The 602-nt window shown below is 41.0% G+C and carries 1 protein-coding gene; it reads left to right on the forward strand.

What is annotated here, in order from left to right; translation table 11 throughout:
* The coding region (locus tag A3766_RS02330) for a pilus assembly PilX N-terminal domain-containing protein (RefSeq protein WP_231882813.1) at positions 1 to 596 on the forward strand (596 nt) is incomplete at its 5' end.
* Positions 597 to 602: the final 6 nt, after the last annotated feature.

The raw sequence follows: 602 nt of genomic DNA on the forward strand, positions 1-602 counted from the left end.
GAGGCAATATGCACCTAAAATCAAAGACATATCCAATAAGAGCCATGCAACAATACGGAGCTACATTAGTCTTGTCATTAATGTTGCTGGCGATCCTCACAATACTCTCAACAACGATGATGCAAAGCAGTTACCTAAGCTTTAAATCTCAGTCTTCCAGAGTGGCGTTTCAACAAAGCAGTCATGAACTAAATCAGTTTCAGCTTCAAGCTGCGAAGCAAATAAAAAGCTTTATTGATTCTAGACGAGATAGTCATGTTGAGCTCAAAAAGTCATACTCAGAAGGCTTCAAGTTAATCGATGACTTGTTGAACCTCGAAGTAATTGCCGAAGAAGATAATGAATCGTTGACGCGAATTTTATCGTATTCAAGTTCACAGATGGAGATAGACGTTTATATCACTCAGAGCAGATTGCGTCCGGAATATTCCGGGAATAACTTGCTTCAGTACGACTCTTATAGTCAGCATATCGTGCAAAGGAGCGCAGATCAGCGCTATTTATACCTACAGCTGCACTGTATTAGCAAGCCAGTAATTGGTCAGAACCAAAGCGCCGTTCATCTTGTTGGCGATTTTCGTTTCGAGGTGTCGTGATGAAGA

This window comes from Oleiphilus sp. HI0132 (assembly GCF_001635845.1).